10 protein-coding genes are annotated in these 12540 nt (G+C 62.2%); 3 read left to right on the top strand and 7 right to left on the bottom strand.

The features are described 5' to 3' along the window. Positions 1-8: 8 nt before the first annotated feature. The 6 genes from ABI582_RS05930 to ABI582_RS05955 form a co-directional block, all read right to left on the bottom strand. On the bottom strand, positions 9-986 hold the full coding sequence (locus ABI582_RS05930; protein ID WP_442118635.1) for a glycosyltransferase: 978 nt from the start codon (positions 984-986) through the stop codon (positions 9-11). A gap of 5 nt (positions 987-991) precedes the next feature. After that, the gene (locus tag ABI582_RS05935) at positions 992-1516 is read right to left on the bottom strand and encodes a serine O-acetyltransferase (protein WP_442118636.1); all 525 of its coding nucleotides are present in this window, start codon (positions 1514-1516) and stop codon (positions 992-994) included. An 8-nt stretch (positions 1517-1524) separates the two neighbouring features. Continuing rightward, positions 1525-2481, bottom strand: coding sequence for a glycosyltransferase family 2 protein (locus ABI582_RS05940; protein ID WP_232896160.1), 957 nt, complete (start codon positions 2479-2481; stop codon positions 1525-1527). Continuing rightward, positions 2474-3091, bottom strand: coding sequence for an acyltransferase (locus ABI582_RS05945; RefSeq protein WP_016487256.1), 618 nt, complete (start codon positions 3089-3091; stop codon positions 2474-2476). Before ABI582_RS05945 ends, ABI582_RS05940 begins: the two co-directional genes overlap by 8 nt. Positions 3092-3193: 102 nt before the next feature. Next, the gene (locus ABI582_RS05950) at positions 3194-4660 is read right to left on the bottom strand and encodes a GMC oxidoreductase (RefSeq protein WP_442118637.1); all 1467 of its coding nucleotides are present in this window, start codon (positions 4658-4660) and stop codon (positions 3194-3196) included. Positions 4661-4896: 236 nt separating this feature from the next. Further along, complete coding sequence (locus ABI582_RS05955) at positions 4897-6273, bottom strand: oligosaccharide flippase family protein (RefSeq protein ID WP_442118638.1); 1377 nt, start codon at positions 6271-6273, stop codon at positions 4897-4899. A gap of 95 nt (positions 6274-6368) precedes the next feature. Here ABI582_RS05955 and ABI582_RS05960 point away from each other — a divergent pair, with 95 nt between their 5' ends. The 3 genes from ABI582_RS05960 to galE all read left to right on the top strand — a co-directional run bounded on the left by ABI582_RS05960 (position 6369) and on the right by galE (position 11584). Then, positions 6369-7895 (top strand): O-antigen ligase family protein, encoded by a 1527-nt coding sequence (locus ABI582_RS05960; protein WP_442118639.1) that lies wholly within the window; start codon positions 6369-6371, stop codon positions 7893-7895. 5 nt (positions 7896-7900) lie between these two features. Next, positions 7901-10501 carry a cellulase family glycosylhydrolase gene (locus ABI582_RS05965; RefSeq protein WP_442118640.1) on the top strand — a complete coding sequence of 867 codons (2601 nt, stop codon included), beginning with the start codon at positions 7901-7903 and terminating at the stop codon, positions 10499-10501. Positions 10502-10606: 105 nt separating this feature from the next. Continuing rightward, positions 10607-11584 (top strand): UDP-glucose 4-epimerase GalE, encoded by a 978-nt coding sequence (galE, locus tag ABI582_RS05970; RefSeq protein ID WP_442118641.1) that lies wholly within the window; start codon positions 10607-10609, stop codon positions 11582-11584. A gap of 146 nt (positions 11585-11730) precedes the next feature. Here the strand turns inward: galE and ABI582_RS05975 are convergent, their stop codons facing one another. Next, complete coding sequence (locus ABI582_RS05975) at positions 11731-12537, bottom strand: CpsD/CapB family tyrosine-protein kinase (RefSeq protein ID WP_016499574.1); 807 nt, start codon at positions 12535-12537, stop codon at positions 11731-11733. Positions 12538-12540: the final 3 nt, after the last annotated feature.

Consider the following 12540-nt stretch of genomic DNA (forward strand, 5'->3'; position numbering starts at 1 on the left):
GTTATCTCTCACTTGTACTCGATCAAAGCCGATTTGCCGGCCGCGAAGCGGTGGCGCATGAACTTCAGCTGGCCGAGCATCTCCGGGAACTTGCCCAACACCAGGAACACCGCCTGCAGCCAGTTTTCGCGCGTCGACTTGCCACCGCGGCGCGCCAGGCGCACGGCCTGCAAGGGGTAGATCAACAGCAACAGCGAGGCCCAGCCGCCCAGCAGCAGGCAGGCCAGCACGATCACCAAGGGTATGCCCAGCCCCCACAACCAGGCACGACGCGACTCGCGCAGCCAGTGCTGCTCGGGCGGCTGGCCATGCAGGTAGGCGCCTTCGGCATAGGCATGGCCGGCACGCAGGCTGCGCCGCCACCACTGGCTGAAACGGGTCATGGCGGCGTCGTGCAGGGTCATCTCGGCGGCCAGGCGCCAGACCTTCCAGCCCTTGGCTCGCAAGCGCACGCACAGCTCAGGCTCCTCACCGGCAATCAGCTCGGCGCGAAAGCCACCGACGGCGGCAAAAGCGTCTGCCCGCATCAGCGCATCGCCACCGCACGCCTTGGCTTCACCGATGGGGGTGTCCCATTCCAGGTCGCAGAGCAGGTTGTACACCGACCGCTCCGGGAAGCGTTCGCGACGGCGACCACACACCACCGCCACCTCGGGGTGCTGGTCGAGAAACACCTGCGCCGTGGCCAGCCAGTGGGCATCCACCTCGCAATCGCCATCGACAAACTGCACCAGCTGCATTGAAGGCAGTAGCCGCTGCAAGGCGCTGAAGCCTTCGTTACGCGCGCGCGCGGCGGTAAACGGGATGGCCATGTCCAGCGCCAACACCTCCACCCCGAGGCTGCGGGCCAGTTGCAGCGAGCCGTCGGTGGAGCCCGAGTCGACATACATGACCTTGCCCGCACCGTGTACCAGCGAACGCAGGCAGCGCTCCAGGCGCGGGCCCTCGTTGCGGCCAATGACCACCACACCGGTTACTGCCGCCATGGGCATCACTCGGCGGCAGCCGTGGCGGCTGACTGCCTGGCCTTGATGGTGGCCGGCACCCCTACTGCCAGGCAATTGTCCGGCACATCCACCAGCACCACGGCATTGGCGCCGATGATCACGTTGTTGCCAATGCGGATGCTGCCCAGCACCTTGGCCCCAGTACCAATATCGACGTTGTTGCCAAACACCGGGGCAATCGGCTCATCGACGTTCTTCAAGCCCACCACCACACCGTTGCGGATGCGGCAGTCATCGCCAAACCGGGCATAGCCACTGACGACGATGCCACCAAAATGGTCGATGACGAAGTTGCGGCCGATCACCACTTCGCACGGCAGTTCGATACCGGTGATGATCTGCACGAACTTGAACAGCACCTTGTAGACCAGCGACAAGAGTTTGCGCAGCAGTGCCGGGCGCACGGTGTAGCGCCAGCGGCCAAAGCGGTACACCAGCAGTACCCAGAAGCCCTGCGCGCCCCAATCTCCGCCATGGGCCCGCAGGTCGGCACGAATATTCTCGAACATGGCTTTACCTACCTTGTCGGTTGGCTGGCGTACCGGGTCTTGAACAACAGTGACCAGGTCGCCCGGCAATGACGCCAGCAGGCCTGAATCGCGCCCCAGCCGCGTCGCTTCAACAGCGCCTTGAGTGCCAGCACCAGGTCACCCAGGGTGACCAGCGCCATGTGCAGGGCAAGGCCCGCCACCCCGTGATGCTTGCGGAAATACAACAGCTCGCTTTCGATCTGGTAGGACGAGATCTGCCGGCTGGCCGCCTCCAGCTCTGCCACCGACTTGGAGCTTTCGCCCCCGATATGCACCACCGTGGTATGCGGGTAGAACACCACTTTCCAGCCCGCCTCCTTCACCCGCTTGCAGTGGTCCACCTCTTCGTAATAAAGGAAGTAACGCGGGTCGAACAGGCCCACCTTGTCCAGCACTTCGCGGCGCACCAGATAGAAGCAACCCGGTAACCAGTCACACTCGCGCACCGAGGCATGGTCCCAGGTCATTTCATCGACCATCTTCAGGCCCGGGAAGAACCGCCCCAACCCGGTACGCCCGACAAACACGTTGAGCGGTGTCGGAAAGTAGCGGCAACTGGGCTGCAGATCGCCGTCGCGGCCCTCCAGGCGTACGCCCAGCACGCCGCACTCCGGGTGAGCATCCATGTAGTCGAGGGTTTTTTGCAGGGAGTCGGCGGCCACGAAGGCATCGGTGTTGAGCAGCAAGGCGTACTTGCCCTTCAGGTGCGCCAGCAACTGGTTGTTGGCCCGGCCAAAACCCACATTCTGCTTGTTGCTCAGCAGCAATGCCTCGGGGCACACCTGGGCCATGCGCTGCACCGAGTCATCGCGCGATGCGTTGTCTACTACCAGGTAACTGGCCAGCCGCTCGCTGTCGGCCCGGCGCAGCGCATCGAACATCGGCTGCAGCAGCCCGGCGGTATTGAAGTTGACCACCATGACATCCACAGGTTTGCTAGCCATTGTTGCCGTCCCCGAAGAAGTACTGGCGCCTTTGCGCCATCAACAGCGGTTCAACTTCCGGGTCGTAAGCGCCGTTGCGCTGTTTTACCAGCTCAATCCACGGATAACTCTCGCAACGCGCCTCGACCCGTTTGATCAACTGTTCGGTGGTGCAGATGAACTGCGCCGGGTTGCCGCCAAACACGGTGCCTGGCGGCACGTCCTTGGTCACCACCGCGCCTGCGGCCACGATCGATTCCGGGCCGATGGTCACGCGGGGCATGATGATCGCACCATGGCCGATGAAGCAGTTGTCCTTGATATCGATGAAACCGACCGAATCCAGGTGCTTGCCAAAGCGATGTTCGATCAGCAATACCACCCCGTCATGCCCGATCAGCGTGCAGTCGGACAAGCCAACGCTGTTACCGATACGTACCAGCGAAGGGTCGAGAAACTTGCAGCCTGTATTGACGAAGAAGTTGCTGCCGACAGAGTGAAAGTTCCCCCATCGGGCGAGGTAGGCACCCCATTCAAGACCAGAAGGGTTGCAGAACCTCCTGTAGAACTTGCCCCCTCGCCCGGTTGCATGGGCGTAGTGCGCCACTGCCTTGCGTATCCATCCCTTCATACTGCCTGGCCTCGCGATCTGAACAATCTGGAGTGTCCTGAGGCGTTCCGGTCTCGTTCTTCTAGGTGCTGACCGCAGCGCTCAACCCATGTACAACCTGCATCATGCAGCGGCGCCGCTAGCCGCTCTCATCCTGGTATCGAGGTGGTCGGCCAGCCGTACGGCAAACTGCAACAACGGCATGGTCGGGTTGGAGGCGCCGCCCTTGGCGAAGATACTGCTGCCGGCGACATACAGGTTCTCGGTACCGAACACCTTGCAATTGGCATCCACAACACCGAACTGCGGCGAAGCTGCCATGCGCGTGGTACCCATGTGGTGGGCATGCGGCGCCATCTTCAGCGGTATCGAGGTGTCGTAGACGAAATCGTTGAGCTTGACGAAGCCCAGGTCCATGTCGGCGAACTGCTTGGCCAGTTCGCTGCCAATGCACTTGATGGTGTGTCGGTCATCAGCACTCAGCGCCCAGTTGACATTGACCTTGGCCACCCCCAGTGCGTCCTGCTCGTTCAGCAGCGAAATACGGCTGTGCAGGTTGGGGAACTGCTCGATCATGGTGCTGATAACGCCGTCGCCGGGGCAGCTGAACTTGGCGACGAAGGCGACCTTGCTGGCAACCCCCATGTCGCAGGCCAGGTTCTCCAGAAAATGCTTGACCTCGGCGGTGCGGCCGTAGGTCTGCACATCGGCCAACAGCGCTGCGGTGACATTGCCTTTACCGGCCTTGTACTCCTCGACGAATGCATCGGTGGTGTAGTACTGCCGCGGCTCCGGGTCCTGCCCGGACTTGAGGATGAACGTGCCCAGGTCGATGTTCAGGTGCTCCATGAAACACCCGCCCACCAGCCCTTCCTTGTTCACCACGCCAGCCGCCACCAGCGTCTGGCTGTTAAGCAACTGCCGGGCATTCTCGATGGCACCCGTAGCCAGAATGAAGTGCCTTGCCACCAGGCGCTGACGATTGCGGTCGTAGTCGGATAAAACCACCGCAGCCAGATGGCCGGAGCCTTTGTCGAACTCCAGGTCTACGCAGTTGCAGTTGATGAATACATCCAGGCCTTTGGTCTGCTCTAGTGCCGTGGCGTACTTTTGCGCAAAGCGTGTCGGCGTGCTGAGCAGAAAGCGGTCTGCCTCGAAGTCACCACCATCCAGGCCGGTATTCATCGCACGAAAATCCGAGCCGGCTGGCAGGTCGACGATGTCCATGGCTGCCGGCAGGTAGCCTTCGATCTCCGAATAAGGAATCGGCCATCCCGGCAAGTCACCTGGCGGGGCGACGGTAAAGTCCGACGAGGTGAATGGCCGGCAACGGCCGGCCCAATGGTTGGAAGTGCCCCCCAGGTAACGCAGGCGGGTCTCCTCGGCATACAGCTCCAGGCCCGTGGATGCGCAGGCGTACAAGCCTTGCGAGTGCGGCGCATACTCGCGCCCCCCGCCTTCGGCGAGCAATACGTTCCAGCCGGCGGCGGCCAGGCGCAAGCCCAGAGTAATACCCGCCGGGCCGGCACCGATAATGCAGAAATCGTAGTTGTCGCGCAGCGTCTTGTGCTGCTGAAAGTCCTTGATCATGCTGGCTCGTTCCGCAAGTAACGGGACGGCAATACCCAACCGTTGATCATCACGAACCCAGGCGGTTCGACAGGTTTGCCAGCCACGGACGCCGAGGCGCCGAACACCGCCCCACCCACACCGAGCAAGACACAACTCTGGAGAAAGCCTCTACGGCCCAACTGCGTTGTACAAAAAGTGAGCTTCCCCATGATCCCGTGACCTGTACCCATGAATGTTACACCCAGCACGCCGCTTTACAGCCAGTCGAAAAAGGCCGTCAGCAGCGCCCCGCACAGCGCCCCGACCAGCAGCATCGGCAGCACTACCAGCTCACGTTTCAGGCTGAACATGCCCAGTTTGCAGTTCACATACACAACCAGCACCAGGGTTGGCACGGCATGCAGGGCAACCCCCCAGATGGCCCACTCCACACCACCAATCGCCAGCAATACCGGCAGCAGCCCCCATAGCGAGACCAGGCGGATGATGTTGTCCATGGCCTGATACTTGGTCAGGCCCAAGGCAATCCACACCTGATGAGCCAATGTATAGCGCATTACGATGAACGACAGCGAAAGAATTGCCAGCATAGGGCCAGCTTCGCGGTAGCGATCGTCGTACATCCAGCCGATCAGCAGCGGGCTGGCGGTCAGGAAGCCACCGCAGATGAACAGCACCAGCAGGTCGACCAGCAGGCGGAAGCGGTGATACAGCGCTGTCAGGCGCTCCTTGTCGTCGGCCCTGGCTGCTTCACTGAAGGCAGGAAGCGCCACGGCACCGACAATTTTCATCAACGCGGTCTGCACCGCGCCCAGAATCAGCACGGCAATCGAATACACCCCCAGTTGCGCCGCCGACATGCTGGCGCCAAACCAGATGCGGTCACCGTACATGGCCAGCACGCCAACCATCGATGACAACAGGATCCAGCGGCCAAACACGATCAACTCGGTCAGCGCCGTACGGTCCCAGCGCAGGTGGTTGTTCGGCCCCTCCAGGGCGGTATGCCCCAGCACGGTCCAGGCTACCGCCGAAACCAGGCCGGAGATCACCAGGGCCCAGATCGAATGGGTCAGCAAGCCCAGCACCAGCATCACCACCAGGCCGGCCACCTGCGAGGCCAGGTCGACCAGCACCACGCGCTTTTGTTGGAAAGTTCGTACAGCCACATCTATCTTGGTGGACTGGAACCCCCAGATGGCTGCCGACAGGCCGGTTACCGCCAGCACCATCGGCAGCACCGGGGCAGCATAGGTAGAGTCCGCCGGCCACAGTTCTGCCAGCTGGGCCAACCAGGCGCCCACGGCCAGTAACAGGGTCAGGGCAAACAACAGGAAGCCGCGGATGATCTGCACGGTCCAGGCGGTGTTGAGAAAATCCGGGTCGTCACCCCGGTGACTCTGGATGATGTTCTGGCGCAGGCCAACATCGGAAAGCAGATGCAGGAGTACCGAAACGGTGGTGGCGATGACCATCACCCCGAACATTTCCGGCAGCAGCAAGCGGGCCATGATCAGATTGCCGCCCAGGCGCATCACCTGAGAAGCCACCTGCGAGACCAGGTTCCACGATCCGGCCCTCAGGGCCCGGTTGCGCAGGCTCGCAGCGGCTGACACATCAATCGACGGCATGACTTCAATCTCTGACTGATTGGCTAAAAGTCACTATAGTTTCAATTAGCCACGATGCTAGCCGTTGCCCACCAAGGGAAAGGTGTACATAGCCGATGCCTGAACATTTTCGTGCGTTGATCGTCATCCTGTTTTTGGCGAGCGTGGTCTTCCTGATGGCGCGGCGGCCTGCCACCGACCTTATTCCGCTCAGCGACTACAAGCGCCGGCGCAATCTCTGGTTCCTGCTGACGGTGCTGGCCTTTGCCTCGCACAGCTTCTGGCTGTACCTGGGTGCAGGCGCGGTCATCCTGTTGCTTGCAGGGCGCCGCGAGCACAACCCCATGGCGCTGTTCTACATGCTGCTGTTCCTGATTCCGCCGGCATCGGTGCAGGTGCCCGGGTTTGGCGTGGTCAATTACCTGGTCGACCTCAACCATATCCGCCTGCTCACCCTGTGCGTGCTGCTGCCGGCCGCGCTGCAGTTGCGCCGGCAAGCGGACACGTTGCGCTTCGGCCGTACCTGGGCCGACAGGCTGCTGGCGGCCGGGCTGCTGCTGATGAGCGTCCTGTATCTGCGCGAAACCACCCTCACCGACACCCTGCGCCAGGCGCTGTACCTGTATGTCGACGTATTCCTGCCGTACTACGTGGCCAGCCGTGGCCTGCGCCAGATCAGCGACTTCAAGGACACCTTGCTGGCCTTCGTGCTCACCGCCTTCGTCATGGCGTTGATCGCCGTGGCCGAATATGTGCGCCACTGGTTGCTGTACAGCGCCCTGATCGATGCAATGGGGGTGCCGTGGAGCATGTCCGGCTACCTCAGCCGCGGCGGCGCGCTGCGGGCCAGCGTCACCACCGGCCAGGCGATTGCCCTGGGTTATGTGATGAGCGTGGCCATCGGTCTGTTCCTGTTCGTCCAGGGGTATGTGCAACGCCCGCTACACCGGGCCATGGGCGCCCTGCTGCTGGCCGCCGGGCTGTTCGCGCCGTTGTCACGTGGGCCGTGGATCGGCGTCGTGGTCATCGTGGTGGTGTTCATTGCCATGGGCAAAGGCGCGGTCAGGCGCCTGGCGCTGCTGGGCGCGGCTGGCATGCTGGCACTGCCCTTGCTGACCGTCGTACCGGGCGGTGACAAGGTGCTGGACCTTTTGCCGTACATCGGCAACATCGAAAAAGAGAACATCACCTACCGCGAGCGGCTGATGGACAACTCCTGGATCGTCATCCAGCGCAACCCGCTGTTCGGCTCGTTCGACTTCCGCAACACCCCGGAAATGCAGTCGATGATCCAGGGCGAAGGCATCATCGACATCGTAAACACCTACATCAACCTGGCGCTGCGGGTGGGGCTGATCGGGCTTGGCCTGTTCGTTGCGTTCTTTGCCGTGGTGTTGAGGGGTATCCGCAGGGCCATGCTCACTTTCCCCGACAAGGATGACGAACGACGACAGCTGGGGCGAGTGCTGCTGGCAACACTCATCGGCATTCTGGTGATCATCTTCACCGTCAGCAGCATCACCTTCATCCCGGTGGTGTACTGGTCAATCGCGGGGCTTGGCGTGGCCTACATCCAGATGGTCCGCCGGCTTGACGACAGCCCGGCTACCGAGCTGGCCGAAACCGGCCTTCAACCCAGGTAATGTCCATGAACGTGCTTACCCTGCGTCACCTTGTGCAGACTTCGGCCATGGCTGGCCTGGCTTTGCTGCCGTTGGCCGGCTGGGCTTCGCAGTGGCAGGTCAGTGTCGATGAGCAGAATGGCCTGCCTACGGTGACATACGGCGGCGGGCCGGTGATGAAAGCCAAGTTCGACTTCTGGGCGGCCAACTGGAGCTGGACCGGCTTTTACACCGATTTCAAGGTCAATGGCCCCTACCAGTACACGCTGCTGGGCAAGAACAAGGAACTGGACTTCGACCTGAAGGCGGACATCCGCAAGGTACAGGCACAAACCCTCAGCTGGGCCTTCGACCTTACCGCCCACAGCCGCCAGGCCGGGGTGATGGGCGGCGGCATGGTGTTCCAGTTCGACCCGGGGCAAATCGCCGGCGACATGGGCGCCCCGCAACTGCTGCCCGACAACCGCGGCTGGTCATGGGGCAAGGCCGACCAGGGTCGGCGGGTCGAGATGCGCTTCGATCCGCCACTGGCCAAGGCTTATTTCGAGCGCGGCAACCCCTCCGAGCTGCGTGCGTTCCTCTACAAAGACCCGATCAGCGCCGGCCAACAGCAGCTCAAGGCGGTACTCAACGTGACCGGCGACATCGAGCTGGGCCCCACCCCCACTGAGCGTTTCGGCCTCGCCGACCCCGCCAGCTGGCCCGATGACCAGCTGGACTGGCGCACCTCACCGGTGGACCTGTCGTTCCTCAACGCTGCGGAAAAGCCCGCCGGCAAGCGCGGTTTCGTCAAGGCGGTCGGCGAACAGCTGATGTTTGCAGACAACACCCCGGTGCGCTTCTGGGGCACCAACCTGTCTGCCTATTCGCTGTTCAAGAGCCCTGACGAAGAAATCCGCCAACAGGCCAAACGCCTGTCGGCACTGGGCTTCAACCTGGTGCGCCTGCACCACCACGATTCGCCGTGGGTCAGCCCGAACGTGTTTGGCGACGGCACCCTGGTGCGCGATACCCAGCAGCTCAGCGCCGAATCGCTGCGCAAGCTCGACCTGTGGATCAAGGCACTCAAGGACGAAGGCATCTACATCTGGCTGGACATGCACGTGCAACGTGCGTTTACCGCCAACGACAATATTGAAGACTTCGATGAGCTGCCCGAGAAGGAAGGTCGCGTCGACCTGAAGGGTTACGCCTACGTGAGCGACAGTATGCAGAAAGCAATGAAACGCTTCGCCGAGCAGTACCTGACCCATGTGAACGAATACACCGGCCTGGCCTACAAGGACGACCCGGCCATCGCCGCCGTGTTGATCACCAACGAAAACGACCTCACCCAGCACTACGGTAACGCCCTGATGCCGGACAAGGACGTGCCGCGCCATAGCCAGCGCTACATGGCGGCAGCCAAAGCCTTCGCCAGGGAGCATGACCTGCCCGCCGACCTTACCTGGCGTGCCTGGGAGCATGGCCCGTCGAAGCTGTTCCTCAACGACCTTGAGCAACGCTTCAACGCCGACATGATCGCCCACCTGCGGGGCCTGGGCGTCAAAGTGCCGATTGCCACCACCAGCACCTGGGGCGGCAACGGCCTGAGCGCACTGCCGGCGCTGACCGCAGGCGATGTCGTCGATGCCCACAGCTACGGCGCCATTGGCCAGCTGGAGAAAAACCCGTTGACCAGCGACGGCATGATCGACTGGATCGCCGCCGCCCAGGTGGTCGGCAAACCGCTGACCGTCACCGAGTGGAACGCCGAGCCGTTCCCGCTGCCCGACCGCCACTCGTTGCCGCTGTATGTAGCCGGCACCGCCAGCCACCAGGGCTGGGACGCCATGATGCAGTACGCCTACAGCCAGCAAGGGTTCAACCCGGGCTGGCGCACGGCGGACAACTGGCACGCGTACAACGACCCGGCGATGATCGCCACCCTGCCCGCTGCCGCCCTGCTCTATCGCCGTGCGGACGTCAAGCCGGCAACGACCCGCTACGTGTTCGCGCCGACGCCCGCCACCCTCTACAACCAGGAGATCACCCCGCGCAATTCGGTACTGTTGCGTACAGCCATGGAAAAGGGCCAGCTGCAGATCGCACTGCCGCCGACCCCGGAACTGCCCTGGCTGAAACCTGCCGCCATCCCGGCTGGCGCCCAAGTGCTACAGGACCCGGGGCAATCGCTGCTGGCCGTCGATGCCACGGAGTCGGTGACCGACACCGGCGAGCTTAAGCGCAACTGGCAACAAGGCATCTACACCATCGACACGCCACTGACCCAGGCCGCCACCGGCTGGCTGGGTGGCCGGTCGATCAGCCTGGGTGCCGTACAGGTACAGACGAAAACGCCTTACGCCAGCGTCGCGGTACAGAGCCTGGACGGCAAACCCTTGGGCCAGTCGCGTGATCTGCTGCTGTCGCTGGGCACGCGTGCCATGCCCAAGGCCGATGACAAGACGCCGTTCAACGTGGAACCGCTTCAAGGCACTTTGATCATCAAGGCACCCGCCGGTCTAAAACTGTTCGCCCGCGATGCACAGGCACAGTTGAAGGCATTGCCGGTGGCCTACAAGGATGGGCAGTACAGCATTACGTTTGACGGCAACTACATGTCCAACTGGCTGTTCTTGAAATAGGGTATAGGGCCATCTACGCTCAGGTCACCTGTAGCTGATCATCCCACCTGCACGTTTCAGGGACGGTTCACTGCGTCTGTAAACAGCAGAATCCAGGAGGTGCGGATGAAATTTCTGGTAGTGGGTGGTGCAGGCTACATTGGCTCACACATGGTCAAGCACCTGCTCGGTGCCGGCCATGAGGTGGTGGTGGCGGACCTGGTTTCGCCTGGCCCCGGCATCCAGTGGGCCAAGCTCGACATTGCCGACGAAGCCGCCCTGGATGTGCTGTTTGGCGTCTGCCACTTCGATGCGGTGTTTCACTTTGCCTCGTTCATCCAGGTCGGCGAGTCGGTCAGCGCACCCGGCAAGTACTACCAGAACAACGTCGCAGCCACCCTCGCCTTGCTGCAGGCCATGGTGAATGCCGGCATCAAGCACCTGGTGTTTTCTTCAAGTGCCGCCGTTTACGGCAACCCGCAGTACGTGCCGATCGATGAAGCGCATGCCAAAGGGCCGATCAACCCTTATGGGCTGAGCAAATGGATGGTCGAGCAGATTCTTGAGGACTTTGACCGGGCTTATGGCTTGAAATCGGTATGCCTGCGTTACTTCAACGCAGCCGGTGCCGACCCCGATGGCCAGCTGGGTGAACGCCACGAACCGGAAACCCACCTGATCCCGCTGATCCTGCAGGCCGCTTCAGGCCGCCGCGAGGCGGTGACGGTGTTTGGCCGGGATTACGATACGCCGGATGGCACCTGTATCCGCGACTACGTGCATGTGGCCGACCTGGCAACGGCGCATGCGTTGGCGGTGGATTATTTACTGGCGGGTGGCGAGCGCACTGCGTTCAACCTGGGCAATGGCCTGGGCTTTTCAGTGCAGCAGGTGATCGATACAGCCCGGGCGGTGACCGGACGGCAGATCAATACCCTTGACGCGCCACGCCGCGCTGGCGACCCTCCACGGCTGGTGGCGGATGCAAGCAAGGCGCTGCAGGTGCTGGGCTGGCGGCCGGAGTTTGCTTCGCTGGAGCAGATTGTGCGGCATGCGTGGCAATGGGAGTTGCAGTATCCCTGGGTTACGCATCAGCAGACCTGAGATTACGAAGGCGCTGCGCGCCCCCCTGTGGGAGCGGGTTCACCCGCGAACACCGGCGAAGCCGGTGCCATGGACCGCGTCGCATCCTTCGCGGGTGAACCCGCTCCCACAGGGGTATGCGATTAGCCTGCCTACAGGTACATGCCTTAATAATAAGTTCGCGGCTGCTCGTCAGCCTTGTTCAGCACCGTCCCGACCAGGTTCACCGTGGCCAGGTGGTGCAGGCAGTCCTCGATTTCCTTCTTGTTGTTCATCCCGTTGGCCACCACCAGCAGTACACAATCGAACTTGGGTATCACGGTGATCGCATCGTCAGAGCTGAGCAGTGGCGGCAAATCGAAAATGCAGATGCGCGAGTCGTAGCGGTTGCGTAAATCACTGATCAGGTTGTTCACCTTGGGCGATGACAGCATCTCGGTCGACATCGGCACCGGCACACGTGTCGGCAACACCACAAATCGCGGCAACGTCGGGTTGACCAGGCATTCCTGCAACTCGGCCTTGTCCGTCAGGTACTCGTTCAGCGCCTGCTCCATGGGCAGGCCAAGGGTACTGCCGACTTTGGGCCGGCGCAGGTCAAAGTCCACCAATAACGCAGTCTTGGTCGTGTGGTGAGCAATACTCATGGCCAGATTGATCGCCAGCACCGTCTTGCCCGCCTCCGGCGTTGGCGAGGTGATCGCCAGGGTACGCCAGCCGTTCTCCTCCATGGCCCTGAGCACCTGCGTGCGCAGCAGGTCGATCGGCCCGTTCATGTTGGAGTTCTTGTTGTACGCCACAATGCGGTGGCGCTCCAGATGGTCCGCCCGCAGCGGCACCACCTTGGTGTTCACATAATCGAACTGGCCTGGCACTTCCGCCAGCGCGGTGCCGGGGGCGGGTGACAATGCCTGGGGGGTGCCCGGGGTAACCTGGTGAAGATTATTGCCAACAGACGGCTTGGTCCTGTCCATCAC

Origin of the sequence: Pseudomonas sp. SAS7 (assembly GCF_052112345.1) — a bacterium.
GTDB classification, from domain to species: Bacteria; Pseudomonadota; Gammaproteobacteria; order Pseudomonadales; family Pseudomonadaceae; genus Aquipseudomonas; species Aquipseudomonas putida_Q.

Excerpts from the sequence above, each read along its gene's own strand:
- ABI582_RS05930 (WP_442118635.1), bottom strand. The coding sequence starts at position 986 with ATGGCGGCAGTAACCGGTGTGGTGGTCATTGGCCGCAACGAGGGCCCG.
- ABI582_RS05935 (WP_442118636.1), bottom strand. The coding sequence starts at position 1,516 with ATGTTCGAGAATATTCGTGCCGACCTGCGGGCCCATGGCGGAGATTGG.
- ABI582_RS05940 (WP_232896160.1), bottom strand. The coding sequence starts at position 2,481 with ATGGCTAGCAAACCTGTGGATGTCATGGTGGTCAACTTCAATACCGCC.
- ABI582_RS05945 (WP_016487256.1), bottom strand. The coding sequence starts at position 3,091 with ATGAAGGGATGGATACGCAAGGCAGTGGCGCACTACGCCCATGCAACC.
- ABI582_RS05950 (WP_442118637.1), bottom strand. The coding sequence starts at position 4,660 with ATGATCAAGGACTTTCAGCAGCACAAGACGCTGCGCGACAACTACGAT.
- ABI582_RS05955 (WP_442118638.1), bottom strand. The coding sequence starts at position 6,273 with ATGCCGTCGATTGATGTGTCAGCCGCTGCGAGCCTGCGCAACCGGGCC.
- ABI582_RS05960 (WP_442118639.1), top strand. The coding sequence starts at position 6,369 with ATGCCTGAACATTTTCGTGCGTTGATCGTCATCCTGTTTTTGGCGAGC.
- ABI582_RS05965 (WP_442118640.1), top strand. The coding sequence starts at position 7,901 with ATGAACGTGCTTACCCTGCGTCACCTTGTGCAGACTTCGGCCATGGCT.
- galE (WP_442118641.1), top strand. The coding sequence starts at position 10,607 with ATGAAATTTCTGGTAGTGGGTGGTGCAGGCTACATTGGCTCACACATG.
- ABI582_RS05975 (WP_016499574.1), bottom strand. The coding sequence starts at position 12,537 with ATGGACAGGACCAAGCCGTCTGTTGGCAATAATCTTCACCAGGTTACC.